Here is a 16712-nt window from a genome sequence, read left to right as displayed (position 1 = left end):
AACTATAATTAAACTAAGTAATAAAAATATGTCTCATTACGAAGCACCCATAAGGGAACCTTTAGTACTAGGTGATAAAAGTTATCACGATATTACAGAAGACATTGCAAAACCTATTGAAGGGGTTGCAAATAAAAATTGGTATATAGCATTTTACATTTCTTTGGCTGCAACGCTTTGGGGATTTGGATGTATTTTTTATACCATAGGTACTGGTATTGGAGTTTGGGGATTGAACAAGAACATTGGTTGGGCTTGGGATATTACAAACTTTGTATGGTGGGTTGGTATTGGTCACGCAGGAACGTTAATTTCTGCAGTACTTTTATTATTCCGTCAAAAATGGAGAATGGCAATTAACCGTTCTGCAGAAGCAATGACAATTTTTGCCGTTTTTCAAGCAGGGTTGTTTCCATTGATTCACATGGGTAGACCATGGAACGGATACTGGGTATTGCCAATGCCAAATCAATTTGGTTCATTATGGGTAAACTTTAACTCACCATTATTATGGGATGTTTTTGCAATATCAACGTATTTATCTGTGTCATTGGTTTTCTGGTGGACAGGTTTATTACCAGATTTTGCAATGATTAGAGATAGAGCTGTGAAGCCTTTCCAAAAGAAAATATATGCTTTATTATCATTTGGTTGGTCTGGTAGAGCAAAAGACTGGCAACGTTTTGAAGAAGTATCTTTGGTACTTGCAGGTTTAGCAACACCATTAGTACTTTCTGTACATACAATTGTATCTATGGATTTTGCTACTTCTATTAACCCAGGTTGGCACTCAACAATTTTCCCTCCTTATTTCGTGGCAGGAGCAATCTTTTCTGGATTTGCAATGGTACAAACGTTATTAGGAATCATGAGAAAGGTTACTAACTTAGAAGATTACATTACCCGTATGCATATTGAATATATGAATATGGTAATTATCTTAACAGGTGGTATTGTAGCTGTAGCATACGCAACAGAATTCTTTATTGCATGGTATACAGGTTCACCTTATGAAAACTATACATACTTATCTGTAGGTGCTGCAACAGGACCTTATGCTTGGGCATTTTGGTCATTAATAGGATTCAATATTGTTACACCTCAATTATTGTGGTTTAAGAAAATTAGAAGAAGTTTTATTATGACTTTCATCATATCTATTGCTATTAATATTGGTATGTGGTTTGAGCGTTTCGATATTATTGCAATTGTATTAAGTAAAGGACATTTACCATCTACATGGTGGCGTTTTGAACCTACGTTTGTAGATGTTGGAATCTTTGTAGGTACTATTGGGTTTTTCTTTGTATTATTCTTATTATATGCAAGAACCTTCCCTGTAATTGCACAAGCAGAGGTAAAAACAATTTTAAAATCTTCTGGAGAATTTTACAAGAAGAGAAGAGAACAAGGTATACCAACTAAGCCAGCTATTAATGTAGCTAACGTAGCAGGTACAACTGATAAATCTAATAAAGAATAATTATGGAATCAGCAAAAGTTATTCACGCATTTTATAATGATGACGAAGTTCTAATGGATGCAGTGAAAGCTGTAAAAGCAGAACATCTTCATATAGAGGAAGTATTTTGTCCTTTTCCAGTACATGGATTAGACAAAGCCATGGGATTAGCACCAACAAGATTAGCAATAACTGCATTTCTTTACGGAATTACAGGATTATCATTTGCTATTTGGATGACTAATTACATGATGATTCAAGATTGGCCACAAGATATTGGTGGTAAGCCAAATTTTTCTTGGTGGACAAACATGCCAGCATTTGTGCCAATTATGTTTGAATTAACAGTGTTTTTTGCAGCCCATTTAATGGTAATTACTTTTTACATGAGAAGTAGATTATGGCCATTTAAAGATGCAGAAAATCCAGACCCAAGAACTACGGATGATCATTTTTTAATGGAAATACCTGTAAACAATAATGAAGCTAAAATTATTGCTTTATTAACCAATACAGGAGCTGTAGAAATTAATGTAGTAGACAAGCACTAATATATAGAAAATGAAGAATTTTAAATTAATTATCGCTTTATTTACGCTTACAAGTATTATTTCTTGTAATGATAAACGTACGCCTCAATTACAATTTATGCCAGATATGTATGTATCTGTGCCTTATGATGTAAATGGAGCTAATGGTCTTAATGGAGAACCAGTAAACATTAAACCTGTTGCAGGTACAATTGCAAGAGGTGGGCATGCAGCTTATGATATCCCTAACACAAATGAAGGATATGAATTAGCTAAACTTAGAGTAACTAACCCGTTAGAAACTACAGAAGAAAGTTTAGCAAACGGTAAAGCTATGTATGAGATATACTGTGCAAGTTGCCATGGTAAAGCTGGTGATGGAAATGGAGTTTTATCTCAAAGAGATAAGTTTTCAGGTATTCCTAACTATAAAGATAGAGACATTAACACAGGGAGTATTTATCATGTAATTATGCACGGTAAAAACTTAATGGGTTCACATGCATCTCAAACAACGTATACAGAGCGTTGGCAGATAGTACAATACGTAGAAAAATTACGTTCAGAATTATAATTTCAATAAGAAAGAATACGAAAAAGATATGTATCAATTCTCAGGTAAATTAAAAACATTCTCATTAGCACTAATACTTATTGGTTTAGTGGGAATTGGTTATGGTTTTTACTCAGCTCCTAAAACAGTTGAAGAAGCTAAAGAAATTATTGCACAACAGGCAGCACATGGCGAAAGTCATGCTACTTCTCATGAAGAAGTAAGTGCTGATGGGCATAAAAGTGAAGCACATGGTGAAAGCCATGCTTCAGTAGATGGATCTCATGATGACGCGCATGCTGAACATGTTTTGCATCAATTAAAAAATAAACCTTGGTCTGCGGTATATGTAGCATTGTTTTTCTTTTTAGGAATTACTTTATTAGTATTAACTTTTTATGCAATTCAAAGAGTTGCACAAGCTGGTTGGTCTATTCTTCTATTTAGAGTAATGGAAGCTATTACGGCTAATTTAGTACCAACATCAATAGTAATGGTGCTTATAATACTTTCTGCTGTAATGCATTGGAACCACATGTTCCCTTGGATGGCAGAAGGAGTATTTGATCCTACAAGTCCTAACTACGATCCTATTGTAGATGGTAAATCTTGGTGGATAAATTTACCTGGTTGGGCTATTAGAAGTATTATTTATTTAGCAATTTGGAATGCCTATAGATGGTTTATCCGTAGAAATTCTATAAAAGAGGATACTGCAAATGATGGTTATAAAACTTACAAATTAAGCTTTAATGTTTCTATCGGTTTTATTTTCTTATTTATGATTACTGAAACATTAATGTCTTGGGATTGGATTATGGGGTTAGATCCTCACTGGTTCTCTACTTTATTTGGATGGTATGTATTATCTAGTTTATTAGTAAGTGCGTTAACTGTAATAGCTCTTGTAACTATTTACTTACGTTCTAAAGGTGCTTTACCAGCAGTAAATGATAGTCACATTCATGATTTAGCTAAATATATGTTTGGTTTTTCTATCTTTTGGACGTACCTATGGTTTTCTCAATTTATGTTAATCTGGTACGCAGATATCCCAGAGGAGACTACTTACTTTGCTATGAGATTTAATGAATATAACTTTCCTTTCTTAGCAATGGTAGTAATGAACTTTGCTTTTCCTGTATTGTTATTATTAAATAGTGACTTTAAAAGTGTTCCTTGGTTTATCGTTATAGGTGGTGTCGCAATCCTTATTGGACATTATATTGATATTTTTGTAATGGTTATGCCTGGTACTGTTGGTGCACAATGGTCATTCGGTATCCCTGAAATTGGTGCTATATTGTTCTTCTTAGGAGTCTTTATATATGCTACTTTTAGTTCTTTTGCAAAAGCAATTGCAATACCAACTGGTAATCCTTTCTTAGAAGAAAGTAAACATTATCATTATTATAATATTGAACACAGAGGTGAAGGTTCAGGAGATCATCATTAATAAATAATTTAAACTAAAATAATTAAGACGAGATAAATATGCTAGCTCTATTTTATATTTTTATAGTCGTTGCAATCGGTGTAAGTTTTTGGCAAATAACCAGAATATTAAACTTAAGAAGCGTAATTGCTACTGATAAAGACAATGCAACCCAAGGTAGGAATGCCATTTACTTTATGGTTTTTTTATACGCAATGATGATTTATTGTTTAATCTTCATGAATGTTGTAATGTTACCAGAATCTGCTTCTTATGAAGGAGAACATGATGATAACCTTTTTGATATTACATTTTGGTTAATTGGTATTGTTCAATTTTTAATGCAATTCTTTATTTTCTATTTTACCTTTAAGTATAAAGGCGAGAAAGGAAAGAAAGCAAAATTCTATTCAGACAGTCATAAATTAGAGGCTATTTGGACCATTACTCCAGCTGTTGTTTTAGTTGTTTTAATTGGTTACGGATTATGGCAATGGAATAATATCATGGATTTATCTGATTTAGAAGATCCTGTTGTGATAGAAGTGTATGCTCAGCAATTTAGATGGGATGCTCGTTATGCAGGTGATGATAATACCTTAGGTTTAGGAAACGTTAACTATATTAAAGGTATGAACACTATAGGTGTTGATATGGATGATAAAAATGCGCAAGATGATAAACAAGTAACTGAATTGTATTTACCAAAAGGTAGAAAAGTTCATTTCAAGTTTCGTTCTCAAGACGTTTTGCACTCCGCTTATATGCCTCACTTTAGAGCGCAAATGAACTGTGTACCAGGTATGGTTACTCAATTTGGTTTTACTCCAAAGTATACTACTGCAGAGATGAGACAACAATCTGAAGTAATTGAAAAAACTGCAGGGATCAACAAAATAAGAAAAGCTAAAGGAGAAGATCCTTATGAGTTTGATTATTTATTGTTATGTAATAAAATTTGTGGAGCTTCTCACTATAACATGCAAATGAAAATTACGGTTGTAGAACAAGAAGAGTATGACAAATGGATTGCAGAGCAACCAACATTAGCATCAGTATTAAATAATAATAATTAAAAAGACACTACAAATAAATAAGATTATGTCAGAACATCATCATAAAGAAACATTTGTAACAAAATATATTTTTAGCCAAGATCATAAAATGATTTCTAAGCAGTTCTTAGTAACTGGTATGTTTATGGGAATCATTGGCGTATTTATGTCTATGTTATTTCGTATGCAAATAGCATGGCCAGAAAAGTCATTTTCTCTAATAGAAGCATTTTTAGGAGATCACCAAACAGACGGTGTAATGAACCCAGATATGTACTTAGCTTTGGTTACAATACATGGTACTATAATGGTATTCTTTGTATTAACGGCTGGTTTAAGTGGTACATTTTCTAACTTATTAATACCATTGCAAATTGGAGCGAGAGATATGGCTTCTGGTTTTTTAAACATGGTGTCATACTGGATGTTTTTTGTTTCATGTATCATCATGGTGTGCTCTTTGTTTGTTGAAGCAGGTCCAGCAGCAGCAGGATGGACAATCTATCCTCCATTAAGTGCTTTACCACAAGCAATTCCAGGTTCTGGAATGGGTATGACTTTATGGTTAGTTTCTATGGCTATTTTTATTGCTTCTTCTTTAATAGGATCTTTAAATTATATAGCAACTGTTTTTAACTTAAGAACAAAAGGAATGAAAATGACAAGATTGCCTTTAACTATTTGGGCTTTCTTTGTAACTGCAATTATTGGTGTAGTTTCTTTCCCAGTATTATTATCTGCTTGTTTATTATTAATATTTGATAGAAGTTTTGGAACTTCTTTCTATTTATCAGATATTTTTATTGCTGGTGAAGTTTTACATTATCAAGGTGGTTCTCCAGTATTATTTGAGCACTTATTTTGGTTCTTAGGTCACCCGGAGGTATATATTGTAATTTTACCTGCCATGGGTATTGTTTCTGAAGTTTTAGCAATTAATTCACGTAAACCTATCTTTGGTTACCGCGCAATGATTGGTTCTATTATAGGAATTGCGTTTTTATCTACAATTGTTTGGGGACACCACATGTTTGTATCTGGTATGAATCCTTTCTTAGGTTCTGTATTTACATTTACAACGTTACTAATTGCAATTCCATCTGCAGTAAAATCATTTAACTGGTTAACTACATTGTGGAAGGGTAATCTTCAATTAAATCCTGCCATGTTATTCTCTATCGGATTGGTTTCTACATTCGTTACAGGAGGTTTAACAGGTATTGTTTTAGGAGATTCAGCTTTAGATATTAATGTGCATGATACTTACTTTGTTGTAGCGCATTTCCACTTAGTAATGGGGGTTTCTGCTATTTTTGGAATGTTTGCTGGTGTGTATCACTGGTTTCCTAAAATGTATGGTAGAATGATGAATAAAACATTAGGTTATTGGCATTTCTGGTTAAGCATCATTTGTGCTTACGGAGTTTTCTGGCCAATGCACTTTATAGGTTTAGCAGGTTTACCAAGAAGATATTATTCTAACACAGCATTTCCTATGTTCGATGATTTATCTGATATTAATATAGTAATTACATTATTTGCTTTAGTTGGTGGTTTTGCTCAAATATTTTTTATTGCAAACTTCTTTATATCTATTTATAGAGGACAAAAAGCAACAATGAATCCTTGGAATGCAACTACTTTAGAATGGACTACTCCTGTAGAGCATGTACATGGAAACTGGCCAGGTAAATTACCAGAAGTACACAGATGGGCGTATGATTACAGTAAACGTGTAGATCCAGAAGATGATGATAGTGACTATTTACATGGTGAAGACTTTGTGTTACAAACTGTGCCTTTATTAGAGGGTGAAGAACCTTCTTAGATTTTAAAAAGACATCATTTAATTATAAATGATATTTAATATACAAAACCAGTGAAATTTTTTCACTGGTTTTTTTTGTTTAACAATATACAGATTTTCACCTTTTTTAAATAGTACTATAGTATATGTGCAGCTAATAAATGTGATTATCTTTTAGTTTGAAAGTTCAAGTTTAAGTCATACAATTATGTTGTATTCTTTTTGATTTCAACCTTCGGTTGATGACGTAATGGATGATAAAATTAACCGTAATAACAACAGAATATTTGATTGGTTTATAAAAGTTACTAGGTTTTTTAAGGAATATTAAAACATTCAGCAGTAGAAATATTTCTTTCTAAAGTGATGAAAAGGATTTATCCTAATTATTTGTAAAAGTCAAGTTACGTGCTTTATAAAATGTTGTTATCGGCTATAAAAAGGATATAACGAGTGTTTACATATAGTTTCTTGTATCCATTTAATACTACACCAAGTGATTCTTCTTACCTTACTTCTTTTAATTCTATTAGATATCTATTCAGTTCTTCTTTTAATATAGAAAAAGAAGTAATTGTTATGAAGCATACATCATACTTTCAGTTGATTAATAATATATCTAAGTTGGTTTAAAACCTTCTTTATATGTCATTTTAGAAAGAATGAATGTCAAATAAGGGCTCAATCTTATTTTGTTGCCCAACTTTATATTTTGGCGTAAAACTATTGTTACAAAGGTGGTTTTATGGTTGTTAAAAGTAGTGTAGTAGAATTTACAATACTAGCTTTTATTCTAAATGAAAATAAATTAGTATTACTCTTTCTGATGTATTTTTTCAGAGAACTAGTTAAAATCTATAACGATTCATTCTACCTTAAACTTTAGTAAGTAATATCTGTGTAATAAACTTTAAGTACAGCTACTCATTAAAATGATCAATGAGTTTAATTGATGAAATTATTTATCTTATCATTAGGAATAAAGCCTTTTAATATTAAAAAAACACCACATATAACCAATATAATACCCATTATTTTTTTTAATCTATAAATAACCAAAGGTGTCATTTTATTTTTTAGTTGTTTAGCTAAGAGTATTTTTCCAAGGTCTGTAAGTGCATACCCTAAAATTATAGTTGCAAAATACCAAAAGATACTGTTAGAATTCATGTTTAAAGTAGGGCCAATTACTAAGACAGTTCCCAACCAAAAGGCCAACACTCCAATATTTATAAAGTTTAAAAAGTAACCTTTAAAAAATAATTTTATATAGTTGTTTTTAACAGGTACTTCTATGTTTTCTGCTGATGCTAAAGCTTCTTTTTTATTTTGTTTATCAAAGTAAGTTATAAGTCCATATACAATAAGTACTAGGCCACCAATAAAGAAAAGCCTTGGATCATCTTTAATCTTTTCTAAAAAAGAACGACTACCAAAATATGCCATACATATAAAAGTAACATCACCCAAAAGCACACCAATATCAAACGCAATTGCCGCTCTAGCTCCTTTTAAAATACTGGTTTGAATTAGCATAAAAAAAACAGGTCCTATCATAAAAGCCATGAAAAAACCTATCAAAAATGCATTCTTAAAGTCGTAAATATCCATTGGATAAAGGTAATTGTTTAATTACGATTTACCATTATCAGTTTTTAAAATTGTCTTAGTAGTGTCTTATGTTTAAGTAACATAATATTGTTCCGTTTTATATAACTTCTCTCTACGTTCTAAATGTTACGATTGTGAATTTTGTATGTTTTTAACTTATTTTACCAAAGGCTTTTTTACTAATCAGTTTGTCTGTTAGACCTTTTGGTAGAAATCATATAATGGAACTTAAAGTTGTAAGCTCACTGTTATGAGATTTTAGTATTCTTTGAAGTGCTATTCTTGCAATGTGTAATCTATAGAACTAAATCCGCGTTAGGGATTGCAGCGACATCCTTTTTACTTTTTCTGTAAAAAGATATAGCGGAAAGCCCGCTCGAACGCAAAAAAAATAGTAGAATTTATAAAAGTTGATACCTACAAGGTTTTTGAAACCTTGTAGGTATCAACTAAATATTTTTAAACATCATCAAAATCTATAGAGATTTTTGAAGTTGTAGGATATGCCTGACAAGCTAAAACAAAACCGTCTTCAATCTCACTATCTGTTAAAATTGAGTTTTTAACCATTATGGCGTTTCCTTCTGTAACTTTACACAAACAAGTACTGCAAACCCCACCTTGGCAAGAATAAGGAGCATCTAAATTATTACGTAAACTGGCCGATAAAAGATCGTCAGTTTGGTTCATAGTAAAGGTTGTTTCTTCATCATCTAGCATTACAATTACCTCTGTAGTGCCTTCTTTAATTTCAGCAACAGCTTCTTCGTCTATAGAAGTTGTAAATAATTCAAAATGAATGTTCTCTTTAGCAAAACCACGTTCTGTAAGTGTTGCAGAAACTTCATCAATCATACTTTCCGGTCCACATAAAAAAGCGGCATCAAAAGAAATGTCTTTGTAACTATTGTTAATGTAAAAATTAGTGCGCGCTTTGTCTATTCTACCAAATAAAGAACCTTCTATTTGTTCTCTACTATAAATGTAGTGTAGGTTTAAACGTTCTGGATATGCTTCTTTTAAAGTATCTAATTCTTCTTTAAAAATTGTATCTGCAGCCGTTTTATTTCCATAAATTAATGTAAATGTAGATGAAATTTCATTTTTCAACACATCTTTAATCATAGATAGAATTGGAGTAATACCAGATCCTGCAGCAAAAGCAATGTAGTTTTTATGCGGTTTAGGGTCTAATATAAATTTCCCTTCTGGTTCAGATATTTCTATAAAATTTCCTTCATTTAATTCTGTAGTTGCATAGGTAGAAAAAGTACCATTTTCTACCGCCTTAACAGCTACTTTTAAATAAGCTTCACTAGGAGAAGAACAAATAGAGTATGCCCTTCTAACCTCTTTGCCGTTAATTGTTTTTTTAAGTGTTAAATATTGCCCTGCATGAAAAGCAAATTTAGACTTTAAATTTCCGGGTATTTTAAATACCAGAGAAACCGCATCTGCGGTTTCTCTAATCACTTCTTGTATGTTTACTTTATGAAATGTTACCATTAAAAATATATGTTTTATACCAAATTATTTGCTACCAAATATTCAGCAATTTGAACTGTGTTTGTAGCAGCACCTTTACGTAGGTTATCTGCAACGATCCACAAATTTAAGGTATTTTCTTGAGATTCATCCCTTCTAATTCGTCCAACAAACACTTCGTCTTTATCATGAGCATTTATTGCCATCGGATACACGTTGTTAGCCAAATCATCTTCTACAATAACACCAGGAGTTTCACTTAATATTTTACGAACTTCTGCTAAATCAAAAGCATTTTCAAACTGAACATTTACAGCCTCAGAATGTCCACCAGCAGTAGGAATTCTAACCGCAGTTGCAGTTACAGAAAAAGAATCATCACGTAAAATCTTTTTAGGTTCTTTAACTAATTTCATTTCCTCTTTAGTATACCCGTTTTCTAAAAAAACATCACAATGCGGAATTGCATTTCTTCCAATTTTATGAGGATATGCCATTTCACCTTCAATACCAGCCTCTTCATTATCTAATTGCTGTACCGCTTTAACGCCAGAACCAGAAACAGACTGATACGTAGAAATAACTACACGTTTCATTTTATATTTTAAATGTAACGGAGATAAAACTGCTACTAACTGAATTGTAGAACAGTTTGGGTTTGCAATAATTTTATCATCCTTTGTTAAAACGTCTCCGTTAATTTCTGGAACTACTAATTTCTTAGTTGGGTCCATTCTCCAAGCAGAAGAGTTGTCGATAACTGTTGTACCAACTTCTGCAAATTTAGGAGCCCATTCTAAAGAAGTCTCTCCACCAGCAGAAAATAAAGCTACATCCGGAGCCATTTTTACAGCATCTTCTAAAGTTACTATGGTGTATTCTTTCCCTTTATATGATAATTTTTTTCCAGCAGATCTTGCAGAAGCTACAGGAATAAATTCCGTTATAGGTAAATTACGCTCTTCTAAAACTTTCAACATTACTGTGCCCACCATTCCAGTTGCACCTACTACAGCTATTTTCATCGCCTAAAAATTTAATTATAAATTGAGTTGCAAATATCTTAAAAATAATAATCATACAAATCACTTACATCCTTCTAAATCGACTAAAGTTTAAAATTGAAGCACAAAAAATCCTGATGTTTAAATTTAAACAGTTTGATGTAAAATTATAATAAACCGATCTTTAAAATTTCTTTAGAAGCTATTTCCTGCTTTCCGCACTCGCTTTTTTTTCCTAAAAAGTCAAAAAAGAGCTCAAACAAATGCTTCAATCAGGGCTAAACTTATTTGGCAGCATTACTGCTAGGTACGAAGCAATTTCACGATTAATAAGCAGATTTCTTTGTTATTTTTTTTTAAAACTGCTTTTAACAACCTCGTAGTCACAAAGAAAACATAGCGTTATGTTTTCTTTGTGACTACGAGGTGATTTTTAGTTTTTGTAAAGAGTTTAAGACTCCTTTGTAACGAGTGTGGTTAAAGATTGTCTTTAATAATAATTTAGAAATTCGTTAGAAACGAGTACTAATATAGAGCCTAAAACTTTCTCATTTTAGCGTAAAACGGACCAAATCTATGATAATAATCATAAAATTTCTTACTAAAACCCGTAACTTTGCAACAATAGAAACTGAAACAAATTCAGTTTAAAAACGTTAAACAAATTAGTATAGCATGCAACTGTACAATAAGTTAAGCGCCATAGAACGCGCTGCATTAATAGACGAAGCTGGTAAAGACCGCTTAACAATTTCTTTTTATCAATATTTTAAAATAGAAAACCCACAATTATTTAGAGACAAATTATTCTTAGAATGGAGTGAACTCGATGTTTTAGGTCGAATTTATGTTTCATACGAAGGTATCAATGCTCAATTATCTGTTCCATCAGAAAATTTTTATGCTTTAAAAGACCAATTAGACAGTATTTCTTTTTTAAAGGATATTCGTTTAAATGTTGCTATAGAACACGATAATAAATCGTTTTTAAAGTTAAAAGTAAAAGTTAGAAACAAAATTGTTGCCGATGGTTTAAATGATGAAACTTTTGATGTAACTGCAAAAGGTGTGCATTTAAATGCAGCTGAATTCAACGCAATGTTAGCAAACCCAGATACGGTTTGTGTAGACATGCGTAACCATTACGAAAGTGAAATTGGTCATTTCGATGGCGCTGTAACTCCAGATGTAGATACCTTTAGAGATTCTTTAGATATTATAGAAGAAGATTTAAAAGACAACAAAGAAGACAAAAATTTGTTGATGTATTGTACTGGCGGAATCCGTTGCGAAAAAGCATCTGCGTACTACAAACACAAAGGTTTCAAAAACGTTTTTCAATTAGAAGGCGGAATTATAGAATACACACGTCAGGTAAAAGAAGAAGGGATTGAGAATAAATTTATCGGTAAAAACTTTGTTTTTGATCATAGAAGAGCAGAACGCATTACAGATGATGTAGTTTCTAACTGTCACCAATGTGGTAAAGCATGTGACGAGCATACAAATTGTGCCAACGAAGCATGTCATTTATTATTTATTCAATGTGATGAATGTGCCGAAAGAACAGAAAACACCTGTTCTGCAGATTGCCAAGAAATAATTCAGTTGTCTTTTGAGGAGCAAAAGGAATTAAGAAAAGGGAAAGGAAACAGCAATAAAATCTTTAAGAAAGGTCGCTCTGAAGCTTTAAAATTTAAAAAATAAAGTCATGCAAAACGCTGATAATAAGAATACTTTTTCAGAAAAAGAAATGAACTATTTGCTTTCAGGAAAAAACGGAAAAGTTTTATTGAAATCTATAAATGAATTGGAAGCTAGTAATGGTATTAAAAAGGAAATTAAGGTAACTTCTATAAAATAAAGTCATGCAAAAAATCGAATTAATGGCGCCAGCTGGTAATTTTGAATCTATGCAAGCTGCTTTAGATAATGGTTGCGATTCTATTTATTTTGGAGTAGAGCAACTTAATATGAGAGCAAGAGCTTCTGTTAATTTTACGTTAGATGATTTAGAAGAGATTTCTAAAAGATGTTCAGCAAAAAATGTGAGAAGCTATCTTACATTAAATACAATAGTTTATGATCATGATTTATCAATAGTAAAAACATTGATAAAACGTGCAAAAGAAGCAAATATAACAGCTGTAATTGCCATGGATCAAGCAGTGATTTCTATGGCTAGAGAACAGCAAATGGAAGTCCATATTTCTACACAAATAAATATTACAAATATAGAAACGGTAAAATTCTATGCACTTTTTGCAGATACTATTGTTTTAAGTAGAGAGTTGAGTTTACGACAAGTAAAAAAGATTACAGAGGCTATTGAGAAAGATCAAATAAAAGGACCTTCTGGTAGATTGGTTGAAGTTGAGATTTTTGGTCATGGTGCTTTGTGTATGGCGGTTTCTGGTAAATGTTATATGAGTTTACATTCATCAAATTCATCAGCAAACAGAGGTGCTTGCAAACAAAATTGCAGAAAAAAATATACGGTTATCGACCAAGAAACTGGTTTTGAAATGGAGTTAGATAATGAATATATTATGTCTCCAAAAGACTTGTGTACTATTGACTTTTTAGACCAAGTTGCAGATGCTGGAATTAAAGTTTTAAAAATTGAAGGTAGAGGAAGAGCACCAGAATATGTTGCCAAAGTAATTAAATGTTACCGAGATGCAATTGATAGTTTGGCTGCAGAAACTTACGATAAAGAAAAAGTAATTTCTTGGATGAAAGAATTAGAAAAAGTCTACAATCGTGGTTTTTGGAATGGCTATTATTTAGGTCAGAAATTAGGAGAATGGAGTAAAGAGTCTGGTTCTCATGCAACACAAAAAAAAGTCTATTTGGGCAAAGGAGAACATTATTTTGACAAAGCTAAAATTGGTCAGTTTAAAATTGATGCGTACGATGTTGCTTTAGGCGATACAATTCTAATAACTGGGCCTTCAACTGGGGCTCAAGAAATGGAAGTAAAACAAATGTTTGTAAACGATGTTCCTGCAGAAAAAGCAACTAAAGGAGACGACGTTACCATGAAGTTAGATTTTAAAATAAGAAGATCAGATAAGTTATATAAAATTGTAAAAACGGAATTCGCAGAAAACTAATGGTAGTAATTACGTTGCAAAGAAACAAATGCATTGGTTGTAATTACTGTGTAGAATTAGCGCCAAGTCAGTTTCAAATGTCTAAAAAAGACGGGAAAACTGTTCTTTTACATTCCATAGAAAAAAAAGGTTTCTTCACTATAAAATCTTTCGATGAATCTATTTTTGATGCTTCTTTGGAAGCTAAAAAAGCCTGTCCTGTTAAAATTATTGAAGTAAAACAGGTTTAAAAATCGAGAAAATTTAAAAATAAAGTCCTCATTTATTGAGGGCTTTTTTTGTTTAAAAAAAAGAGGTGTTTATACGAATACTAATTAAAACCATGCAAATACTAAACGGATTCGGAAGTAAACAATTTTTCATACTACATTTGAGGTATCAATAAATAAAAAAGTAGTTATGTTAACTTTCATAAACCTATTTTTTCATTCTTTGAGAATGCGTATATTTACGAATTAGTGAGGGTTAAGTTGTGTATATCTATCAACTTGATAATCAATTTATAAACCAAGAGGTTTTTAGGATTTATAGAGCGCTTTTTTAGTGGATATGCTGCTAAAAATAGACTATAAAGACTATCAACTATAAAAATATATATACTTACATGGCATGTGGAAGTTGTGGTACAACAGAAAATGGAGTACCAAAAGGTTGCAAGAGTAATGGTAATTGTGGGTCAGGAACCTGCGGAAGTGGTAGTAATAAACTAGCCGTTTTTGACTGGTTGTCTAATATGACGTTGCCAAGTGGACAAGAGAAATTTAATATTTTTGAAGTCCGTTTTAAAAATGGAAGAAAGCATTTTTTTACTAACCCAGATAATTTACCCATCACTATGGGAGATATTGTGGCGGTAGAAGGATCTCCAGGACATGATATTGGTACGGTTTCTTTGGCAGGAGAATTGGTGAAAGTGCAAATGAAAAAACGCAAAATTACCGCAGAGCATGAAGATGTAAAGAAAATTTACAGAAAAGCGAGTCAGAGAGATATAGATATTTGGCAAGAAGCTAGAGGAAAAGAAGAAGAAACGCAAAGAAAAGGACGAGAAATTTTAGGTCGTTTAGGTTTGCAAATGAAATTATCTGATGTAGAATATCAAGGTGATGGAAACAAAGCTACATTTTATTATACAGCAGATACAAGAGTAGATTTTAGACAGTTAATTAGAGACTTGGCAAGTGCTTTTTCTATTCGTGTAGAAATGAAACAAGTAGGTGCAAGACAAGAAGCTGCCCGTTTAGGTGGTGTTGGTTCTTGTGGTAGAGAGTTGTGTTGTTCTACGTGGTTAACAGATTTTAGAAAAGTTACTACATCTGCAGCACGTTATCAACAACTATCTTTAAACCCTTTAAAGTTAGCTGGTCAATGTGGTAAGTTAAAATGTTGTTTAAATTTTGAGTTAGACACCTATTTAGATGCTTTAAAATCATTTCCGAAACAAGATCTAGTACTAAAAACAGAAAAAGGAGATGCAGTATTTGTAAAGATGGATATTTTTAAAAATCATCTTTGGTATACTTATAAAGAAGAACGATTTAAATGGTTTAGACTTACTCTAGAACAAGTTTTAGAAATAATAGCGCTTAATAAAAATAATGAAAAATCTATTTCGTTAGAAGAATATGAAGCAGATGTAGAAATCCCAGTAAAAGTAGATTTCGAAGATGCTGTTGGGCAAGATAGTTTAACACGTTTTGATACTCCTAAAACGAGTAATCGTAAGAAAAGTAGAAATAAGAAAAAACCAGCAGAAGTTGCTAATAATAGGCCAAGGGCAAAGTTAAACCCAAATCAAAAGGTAAATACAAATCCAAACCAAAAGCCCAGCCCAAATCAAAAAAGAAAGCCACAGGCTAAGAAACAACCAAATACAAACCCTAACCAGAAGCCTAAAGCTAAAGTGAACCCGAATGCAAATTCGAACCCAAATCAAAAGCCTAAAGCAAACGTTCAGCCTAAACCAAGGCCGCAAAGAAAACCCAAACCGAAACCTCAAGGCGAAATAAAAAAACCAGCAGGAGAAGTTAAGGATATAAAAAAACCAGAGGGAGAGGTTAAAAAGGTAAATAAGCCAAGAAAAAATAATAGAAACCGTAAAAATAATAACCCAAAAAATGACAACAATTCTGAAAAGTAATTCTTTTTTAATTGTTTTAGTAACTCTTTTATTGCTGTTTTCTTGTGATGATAAATCAGATTTTAATCTATATAAATCAATAGATAATGAAGGTTGGAAAGCGAATGAAAAAATATTTTTTGAATTTGAAGTAAAAGATACTATTTCTCCAAAAAACCTATTTATCAACATTAGAAATAATAATGAGTACGCCTATAGCAATTTGTATCTTATTACAGAACTTGTTTTTCCTAATGAAACCAGGGTTGTAGATACTTTACAATACGAAATGGCTGATAAAACAGGACGTTTTTTAGGTGTTGGGTTTACAGAAATTAAAGAAAATAAATTATTTTATAAAGAAAAAAAGGCATTTCCAATTTCTGGAAATTATATTTTTAATGTGCGCCATGCAATGCGTAAAAATGGAGAAGTGAAACCTATTGAATTCTTAAAAGGAATTCAGGATGTAGGTTTTAGCATAGAAAATTAAATAAAATTCCCGTTTGCGTGGGAAAGACAAATTAATGAAATC

16 protein-coding genes are annotated in these 16712 nt (G+C 32.0%); 13 read left to right on the top strand and 3 right to left on the bottom strand.

Annotation, left to right across the window (positions count from 1 at the left end; all coding sequences use genetic code 11):
* Positions 1 to 28: 28 nt before the first annotated feature.
* The 7 genes from nrfD to GQS58_RS05115 all read left to right on the top strand — a co-directional run bounded on the left by nrfD (position 29) and on the right by GQS58_RS05115 (position 7475).
* Positions 29 to 1483, top strand: coding sequence for an NrfD/PsrC family molybdoenzyme membrane anchor subunit (gene nrfD, locus GQS58_RS05145; protein WP_166383557.1), 1455 nt, complete (start codon positions 29 to 31; stop codon positions 1481 to 1483).
* Between the two features lie 2 nt (positions 1484 to 1485).
* Complete coding sequence (locus GQS58_RS05140; RefSeq protein ID WP_166383555.1) at positions 1486 to 2013, top strand: DUF3341 domain-containing protein; 528 nt, start codon at positions 1486 to 1488, stop codon at positions 2011 to 2013.
* Positions 2014 to 2023: 10 nt separating this feature from the next.
* Positions 2024 to 2566, top strand: a complete 543-nt coding sequence (locus GQS58_RS05135; RefSeq protein WP_205860385.1) for a c-type cytochrome — start codon at positions 2024 to 2026, stop codon at positions 2564 to 2566.
* Positions 2567 to 2594: 28 nt separating this feature from the next.
* The gene (locus tag GQS58_RS05130) at positions 2595 to 4001 is read left to right on the top strand and encodes a quinol:cytochrome C oxidoreductase (protein ID WP_166383553.1); all 1407 of its coding nucleotides are present in this window, start codon (positions 2595 to 2597) and stop codon (positions 3999 to 4001) included.
* A gap of 38 nt (positions 4002 to 4039) precedes the next feature.
* On the top strand, positions 4040 to 5056 hold the full coding sequence (locus tag GQS58_RS05125) for a cytochrome c oxidase subunit II (RefSeq protein ID WP_166383551.1): 1017 nt from the start codon (positions 4040 to 4042) through the stop codon (positions 5054 to 5056).
* Positions 5057 to 5081: 25 nt separating this feature from the next.
* Positions 5082 to 6863 (top strand): cbb3-type cytochrome c oxidase subunit I, encoded by a 1782-nt coding sequence (locus tag GQS58_RS05120; RefSeq protein ID WP_166383549.1) that lies wholly within the window; start codon positions 5082 to 5084, stop codon positions 6861 to 6863.
* 432 nt (positions 6864 to 7295) lie between these two features.
* Positions 7296 to 7475, top strand: a complete 180-nt coding sequence (locus tag GQS58_RS05115; protein WP_166383547.1) for a hypothetical protein — start codon at positions 7296 to 7298, stop codon at positions 7473 to 7475.
* Between the two features lie 312 nt (positions 7476 to 7787).
* On the opposite strand, the gene GQS58_RS05110 is transcribed toward GQS58_RS05115, so the two are convergent.
* The 3 genes from GQS58_RS05110 to GQS58_RS05100 form a co-directional block, all read right to left on the bottom strand.
* A complete protein-coding gene (locus GQS58_RS05110; RefSeq protein WP_166383545.1) occupies positions 7788 to 8453 on the bottom strand; it encodes a LysE family translocator in 666 nt (221 codons plus the stop codon).
* Positions 8454 to 8912: 459 nt separating this feature from the next.
* Positions 8913 to 9959 (bottom strand): ferredoxin--NADP reductase, encoded by a 1047-nt coding sequence (locus GQS58_RS05105; protein WP_166383543.1) that lies wholly within the window; start codon positions 9957 to 9959, stop codon positions 8913 to 8915.
* Positions 9960 to 9973: 14 nt separating this feature from the next.
* Entirely contained in the window at positions 9974 to 10963 is a 990-nt protein-coding gene (locus GQS58_RS05100) for an aspartate-semialdehyde dehydrogenase (protein WP_166383541.1), read from the bottom strand.
* Between the two features lie 654 nt (positions 10964 to 11617).
* Here GQS58_RS05100 and GQS58_RS05095 point away from each other — a divergent pair.
* From GQS58_RS05095 to GQS58_RS05070, 6 genes are all read left to right on the top strand, one after another.
* Entirely contained in the window at positions 11618 to 12649 is a 1032-nt protein-coding gene (locus GQS58_RS05095) for a rhodanese-related sulfurtransferase (RefSeq protein WP_166383539.1), read from the top strand.
* A gap of 4 nt (positions 12650 to 12653) precedes the next feature.
* Entirely contained in the window at positions 12654 to 12806 is a 153-nt protein-coding gene (locus GQS58_RS05090) for a hypothetical protein (RefSeq protein WP_166383537.1), read from the top strand.
* A gap of 4 nt (positions 12807 to 12810) precedes the next feature.
* Positions 12811 to 14058: a peptidase U32 family protein gene (locus GQS58_RS05085; RefSeq protein WP_166383535.1), complete on the top strand. Its 1248-nt coding sequence runs from the start codon at positions 12811 to 12813 to the stop codon at positions 14056 to 14058.
* On the top strand, positions 14058 to 14288 hold the full coding sequence (locus GQS58_RS05080; RefSeq protein WP_166383533.1) for a ferredoxin: 231 nt from the start codon (positions 14058 to 14060) through the stop codon (positions 14286 to 14288). Before GQS58_RS05085 ends, GQS58_RS05080 begins: the two co-directional genes overlap by 1 nt.
* 374 nt (positions 14289 to 14662) lie before the next feature.
* Positions 14663 to 16198: a stage 0 sporulation family protein gene (gene ricT / locus GQS58_RS05075; protein WP_166383531.1), complete on the top strand. Its 1536-nt coding sequence runs from the start codon at positions 14663 to 14665 to the stop codon at positions 16196 to 16198.
* Positions 16176 to 16670 carry a gliding motility lipoprotein GldH gene (locus tag GQS58_RS05070; RefSeq protein WP_166383529.1) on the top strand — a complete coding sequence of 165 codons (495 nt, stop codon included), beginning with the start codon at positions 16176 to 16178 and terminating at the stop codon, positions 16668 to 16670. The genes ricT and GQS58_RS05070 overlap by 23 nt, the downstream gene beginning before the upstream one ends.
* Positions 16671 to 16712: the final 42 nt, after the last annotated feature.

Origin of the sequence: Polaribacter sp. 11A2H (genome assembly GCF_011379025.1) — a bacterium.
GTDB lineage: Bacteria > Bacteroidota > Bacteroidia > Flavobacteriales > Flavobacteriaceae > Polaribacter.
This window is presented reverse-complemented; position numbering and strand designations above follow the sequence as displayed.

Excerpts from the sequence above, each read along its gene's own strand:
- nrfD (WP_166383557.1), top strand. The coding sequence starts at position 29 with ATGTCTCATTACGAAGCACCCATAAGGGAACCTTTAGTACTAGGTGAT.
- GQS58_RS05140 (WP_166383555.1), top strand. The coding sequence starts at position 1,486 with ATGGAATCAGCAAAAGTTATTCACGCATTTTATAATGATGACGAAGTT.
- GQS58_RS05135 (WP_205860385.1), top strand. The coding sequence starts at position 2,024 with ATGAAGAATTTTAAATTAATTATCGCTTTATTTACGCTTACAAGTATT.
- GQS58_RS05130 (WP_166383553.1), top strand. The coding sequence starts at position 2,595 with ATGTATCAATTCTCAGGTAAATTAAAAACATTCTCATTAGCACTAATA.
- GQS58_RS05125 (WP_166383551.1), top strand. The coding sequence starts at position 4,040 with ATGCTAGCTCTATTTTATATTTTTATAGTCGTTGCAATCGGTGTAAGT.
- GQS58_RS05120 (WP_166383549.1), top strand. The coding sequence starts at position 5,082 with ATGTCAGAACATCATCATAAAGAAACATTTGTAACAAAATATATTTTT.
- GQS58_RS05110 (WP_166383545.1), bottom strand. The coding sequence starts at position 8,453 with ATGGATATTTACGACTTTAAGAATGCATTTTTGATAGGTTTTTTCATG.
- GQS58_RS05105 (WP_166383543.1), bottom strand. The coding sequence starts at position 9,959 with ATGGTAACATTTCATAAAGTAAACATACAAGAAGTGATTAGAGAAACC.
- GQS58_RS05100 (WP_166383541.1), bottom strand. The coding sequence starts at position 10,963 with ATGAAAATAGCTGTAGTAGGTGCAACTGGAATGGTGGGCACAGTAATG.
- GQS58_RS05095 (WP_166383539.1), top strand. The coding sequence starts at position 11,618 with ATGCAACTGTACAATAAGTTAAGCGCCATAGAACGCGCTGCATTAATA.
- GQS58_RS05090 (WP_166383537.1), top strand. The coding sequence starts at position 12,654 with ATGCAAAACGCTGATAATAAGAATACTTTTTCAGAAAAAGAAATGAAC.
- GQS58_RS05085 (WP_166383535.1), top strand. The coding sequence starts at position 12,811 with ATGCAAAAAATCGAATTAATGGCGCCAGCTGGTAATTTTGAATCTATG.
- GQS58_RS05080 (WP_166383533.1), top strand. The coding sequence starts at position 14,058 with ATGGTAGTAATTACGTTGCAAAGAAACAAATGCATTGGTTGTAATTAC.
- ricT (WP_166383531.1), top strand. The coding sequence starts at position 14,663 with ATGGCATGTGGAAGTTGTGGTACAACAGAAAATGGAGTACCAAAAGGT.
- GQS58_RS05070 (WP_166383529.1), top strand. The coding sequence starts at position 16,176 with ATGACAACAATTCTGAAAAGTAATTCTTTTTTAATTGTTTTAGTAACT.